This is a genomic window from Synechococcus sp. R6-5 (genome assembly GCF_047461775.1).
GTDB lineage: Bacteria > Cyanobacteriota > Cyanobacteriia > Thermostichales > Thermostichaceae > Thermostichus.
The window spans coordinates 1-5,405 of record NZ_JANSHV010000008.1; the positions used below are offsets into that span (position 1 = coordinate 1).

3 protein-coding genes are annotated in these 5,405 nt (G+C 60.1%); 1 reads left to right on the plus strand and 2 read right to left on the minus strand.

Annotation, left to right across the window (positions count from 1 at the left end; all coding sequences use genetic code 11):
- Window positions 1–190: 190 nt before the first annotated feature.
- Together glyS and NW818_RS00410 are read right to left on the minus strand one after the other, a co-directional pair.
- Window positions 191–2,383, minus strand: a complete 2,193-nt coding sequence (gene glyS / locus NW818_RS00405) for a glycine--tRNA ligase subunit beta (RefSeq protein ID WP_414423538.1) — start codon at window positions 2,381–2,383, stop codon at window positions 191–193.
- A gap of 179 nt (window positions 2,384–2,562) precedes the next feature.
- Window positions 2,563–4,641 (minus strand): cation:proton antiporter, encoded by a 2,079-nt coding sequence (locus NW818_RS00410; RefSeq protein ID WP_414423539.1) that lies wholly within the window; start codon window positions 4,639–4,641, stop codon window positions 2,563–2,565.
- A gap of 289 nt (window positions 4,642–4,930) precedes the next feature.
- On the opposite strand from NW818_RS00410, the gene NW818_RS00415 reads away from it, so the two are divergent.
- A partial coding sequence (locus NW818_RS00415) for a serine/threonine-protein kinase (RefSeq protein WP_414423540.1) occupies window positions 4,931–5,405 on the plus strand: 475 nt, incomplete at its 3' end.

Below are 5,405 nucleotides of genomic sequence, written 5' to 3' on the forward strand. Positions count from 1 at the left end.
CAACGCTGACGCGAAGACGCGACCAACGGTTTAGGTGTGGGCACAGTGTTCTGAGTTTGAGTGGAAATGACGATATGTCCATTCCCAAGCCGTTCGCGCCAGCGGGACAGAGTCCTTGGGGGGTAGCTCCCTCTGGGAGAGAAGCTGGGGGTGAGGGGGATCTGTCTCGAAGTAAACTGATCTGAAACGGCTAGGGGGTCTTCTCCGGCGAGGATTCCCCTGCCATGACCACAGCCCCCATGTCCCCCAACAGGCGGGACTGGTTGCGCAATACCCCCAGCAAATTAAGCCGGTTGGCCCGCCGACCAGGATCCGGATCCATCACCAAAACGGCTTCAAAAAACTGAGCTACCTGAGGGGCTGCCGCTTGCAGAGCTTCCACCAAGGGGACAAAATCTCCCCGTAAGGCCGGCTCCACCCCCAGACGATAGATTTTCTGGCAAGCCTCGTACAACTCCCTTTCTGCCGCCTCCTGCAACTGGTCGGGATCCACGGCAGCTGCTGGATCTGTTACACCGTAGTCCAAATCCCCTTGGGCTGCTAGGCGGGCACAGCGATTGAGGGTGGGATAGAGATCCGCCAATTCCCCGGTGGCCCGCAGGTGTTGCAGGTACTCCGCCCGCAGCAGGGTCAAGGGCAGGTTGCCCAGGGCCCGCAAGGTGAGTTCGGCCTTCTGGGGATCCTCCGCTTTGACCGACTCGGGATCCCCCACCACAGCCCTGACCAAGTCGTAATCAATCCGTTTTTCCTCCTGCAAAAGGGTCTGTATCCGTTGGGCCAAAAACTCCTGCAAGGCTCGCAAGGTGTGGACATCGCCAAAGGCATAGTCCTGCACCACGCTCTGCAACAGCAAGTTGAAGTCAAAAGTCCAGCCGGCATCCCAGGCAACCAGCACCAGGCTGTTGGCGGCCCGCCGCAGGGCAAAGCGATCCGAGGAGCCGGTGGGGATCCGCCCCAAGTGAAACATGCCCACCAAGGTATCCAGGCGATCTGCCCAGCCCACCACCCGCCCGGTCAAGGAATTGGGCAAAGCGTCCCCCGCCCCCAAAGGCCAGTAGTGCTGCTCGATCCCCTCGGCCACCGCCTCCGGCTCACCGTCGTGGCGGGCATACTCGGCTCCCATGATCCCCTGCAGCTCGGGGAATTCGTACACCATTTGGGTAACCAGATCCGCCTTGCACAGGTAAGCCGTGCGATCCACCAGCGCCTGCTCCTGGGGATCCAAGTTCAGGGCAGCGGCAATGAGGCGGCTGATGTGGCGGATGCGCTCCACCTTGTCCCGCATGGAGCCCAGCCCCTCAGCAAAAGTAACCGCCTGCAGGCGTTCCACCCGCTGCGCCAAGGGGATCCGCCGATCCTCCTCGTAGAAAAAGCGGGCATCCGCCAGGCGCGCCCGCACCACACGGCTGTTGCCTGCCCCGATCCGCTCCGATTGCCGGGGGTCGCCGTTGGAGATGGTGATGAAATAGGGCAGCAATTTTCTGGGATCCCGGCCATCCCGTACTGGGAAGTAGCGCTGGTGAGTGATCATCACCGTCTCGATCACCGCAGGGGGCAAGCGCAAAAACTCTGGCTCAAAGCGCCCCAAAACCGCCGTCGGCCACTCCACCAACTGCACCACCTCCCGCAGCAGAGGGGCAGGGATCTGCGCTTCCCCATTCACTTGCCTGGCCAGCTTGGTTACCTCGGCCTGAATGTACGCTTCCCGCACTGCCGGATCGGGGCTGACCCCCGCCTCTTGCATTTGCTGAACGTAGCTCTCGGCCCGCTCCAGGACAACCTGCTGGGATCCCAAAACGCGGTGCCCCCGGCTCACCCGCCCCGCCACCAAGCCCGGCATGGAATTGTCCTCGTGGGTCGGCAGCAGCAAAGGCAGCACCTGATCATCCCAAAGGGAGACCAGCCAGCGGATGGGGCGCGGAAACTTCAGATCCCCGCAGGCCCAGCGCATCAGCCGTTCACCACTCAAGTTGGTAATCCAGGCGGGTGCCAGTTCCTGGAGCACAGCTGCTGTTGGCCGGCCTCGCACCCGCTGCACCGCAAACACAAAGGATCCCTTGCCCACTTGCCGGATTTCCAGGCTGCCGGGATCCACCCCTTGTTTTTGGGCAAATTTTTCCCCGGCAGGGGTGAGCTGGCCATCTTGGTAGGCGACCTGAACCGGCGGCCCTTTCACCTCTAGGGTGCGATCCGGCTGCTGGGTGGGCAACCCCTGCAACAAAACCGCCAGGCGGCGCGGCGTACCGAAAAGCTGCATCTGCTCCGCTTGCAAATGGGCCTCCGCCAAAGAGGCCGGGATCCCGGTTCGCCACTGCTCTAGGGCCGAATCCACAAAACTGGCCGGGAGTTCCTCACAGCCGACTTCCAGCAAATAGGCAACCATACTCCTGTGCTCCGCAGGGCACTATCCCCACTTCCTCAATCAACATAGTCTATGGCTCTAAGCCTCCCTTCTGGCTCACGACTGCTCCGAACCTGGGGTATCCCAGTTTACCAGGGGAGCCGGGGCGGAGTTGAGACAAGAGCTCCAGTCCGCCAGACAACACCCCAATGCCATCCCTGTCAAGTGGGCTCTGCGGCCGCCAGAACCCCATCTCCTTGGCGCAAGGGATGAGCTGAATCCCGTGGCAAATGCACCACGATGATGGGAAGGCTGGGTCGGTTGCGGGCGATGGTCTCCGGCTCTCGGCCCAGACGCGACCGGTTGCCGGTTTCGCTGGGAACCAATACCAACACATCTCCTGGCTGCAGCGCTTTGAAGGCTTCCGCCACCACCCCCCCCTGCACCCGCTGAACCGGCAAGTGGGCATAGCTTTCTGCCGGCAAGGCTGGGGAGCTTTTCCGCCCAGGTCGGGTTTGCACCAGCAGGATCTGCAAACCTGCTTTCAATTCGCCGGCCAGCGTTTGCGCCAGCCCAATGGTCTGCTGCAGGGATCCGGGAGAGACCTCCAGCTCCGGTGCAACCAAGAGGATGCGGCGCGCCGTCTCGATGGGTACCGGAAACCGCGTGATCAACACTGGGATCCCCACCTGCCGCACCACCGCGTCGATGATGCTGCCGAAAAAGTTCTCTGTATAGGTGGAGTAGCCCTTCCAGCCCAGGATCACCAAGGTCGCCTGCCGTTCCGCCGCCGAGCGAATGATCCCTTTTTCCACCGAGTCATCCACCCGCCGGATCGGCTCCACTCGGGCCACGGCGCTGTGGGCCAGAGCTTCTGCGAAAGTCAGCAACTGCTCCTGCCGGGCCAGGGCTGCCGGCGAGATCCCGGCACGGTCAGACAAAACATGCAGCGGCAGCAGCGTTCCCCCATCTTTTTTGGCCAAAATCAAAGCCAACTGTAACAGGTTCCTCTCAGTATCCGGGTTGGCCACCGGCACCAAGACGCGAGCTCCCCAATCCGGCTTGGGCAATTCAGTGGACTCTGCCGCCACTTCGGTGGGCTGCATTTGCTCTCCCCAGCGGGCCACAATCCAAGGCGAGGCAACACAGGTCACGAGGATCATGGCAATGATGCCGTTCACCGTCAGCTCATCCACCAACTTCACCTGAAAGGCCACCGTGATGGCCGCCAGGGTAGCCGCCGCCTGAGCCATCGACAGGCCGAACATAACCATAGCGCTGGCAAAGCGCCAGCCAAACAATTGGGCCGGGATCCAAGCGGCCAGAAACTTGCTCACCACCTCCGCTGCAATCATCACTCCGCCCACCAGCAGCGTGCGCGGCTCCCCCAAGAGAATACCGGGATTGATCAGCATCCCCACCGAGATCAAGAAGAAAGGCACAAACAGGGTGTTGCCGATAAACTGAATCCGGTTCATCAGGGGGCTGAGCTGGGGGATGATAGGGGTGATGGCCGTCCCGGCCAGAAAGGCTCCCACCACCGGCTCAATGCCAATTAACCCTGCTCCATAGGCCACCACAAACAAGGTGGCAATCACAAAAGTAAACTCCGCTCCTTCGTCGTGACCAAAGCGTTGAAAGAACCAACTGCCCAGCTTAGGCACCCCCCACAGGGTGGCAAACGTGTAGAGGGCAATGGAAGGGATCAACGTCAGCCAAAAGCGCAGCGACAGCTCCCCTTGGTGGGCGCGCACCACCACCGCCAGCACCAACAAAGCCAGGACATTGGTGATAAGGGTGGCCCCCAAGGTAGCCGTTACCGTCTGCAGACGCATCAGGCCCAACTTGGAGACGATCGGCAGGCCGATCAGGGTATGGGAGGCAAAACAAGAGGCCACCAGCACCGCCGCCAGAAAGCCATACCCAATGGCCAACATCGCTACTGTGCCAATGAGCATCGGCAACAGAAAGGTGAGCGCTCCGAAGAGGGTGGCCTTCCCGGCATTGAGCTTCAAATCTTCCAGGCTGGTCTCCAGCCCTGCCATGAACATGAGAAACAACAGCCCCACTGTGCCCAGCAGGATGATGGTCTCGTCCCGCCGCAAGATGCCCAAGCCGTAGGGCCCCACCACCAGCCCAGCCAAGATTAACCCGATGATCCCCGGCAGGCGCAGCCGCTCAAATAGCAAGGGAGCCACCAGCATGATGGTCAGGATGATCAAAAACACCAGCACCGGATTCTCAACAGGGCCAATCATGGCTAGAGGGATCCCCGAAATTTGCAGCCAGTTAGCCAGCATAAATCACCCGACAGACAGCTAATGAACAGACCCGGCAAAGCGCCCGCATGAGTCTATCAGATTCCCTCGGCTCTAAAGTAGATCTCCGTAGTCCACAGTCTTTGTCCAGCCTTCAATCGCTGGCAGGGCGTTTAATAAGTATTTAATAAGTATTCAAAAGTAAGTACATCGGACACATTAAGACACATTAAGCAGTGAAAACAGCTTGGCAGTAGTGCCCAGAGAAAGGCAAGAGAAACTCCCGAGAAACACGCATTAAAATCAGAGGGTACATGCTCCTAGGCTGCCTATGCACCAGCTTGCTCCTGGAAAAGTGATCGGCCAGCGCTATCAACTGGTTCACAGCATTGCAGCGGGCGGCATGGGGCGGGTGTTCAAGGCTGTCGATACGCGCCTGTTCAACCGTCCGGTGGCGGTCAAGCTGTTGCACCAAAACTTAGCAGGCGATGACAACACCCGACGCCAGTTGCACAAACGTTTTCAGCAGGAAATTCGCATCAGCACGCTGTTGGGGGAGCACCCTGCCATTGTCAAGGTATTGGACTATGGCCTAGAGAACGACCAACCTTACCTGGTGATGGAATACCTAACGGGGCGCAGTTTGGGGGAGCTGATGCTCAAGCAGCCGGTGCTGCCGCCTCAACAGGTGGTGAGGATGGCCCGCCAAGTGTGTGCCGGTCTCTATTACGCCCACAACCCAGAGACCGAGCAGAATGGCCATCTCATCAAGGGGGTGATCCATCGCGACATCAAACCCAGCAACC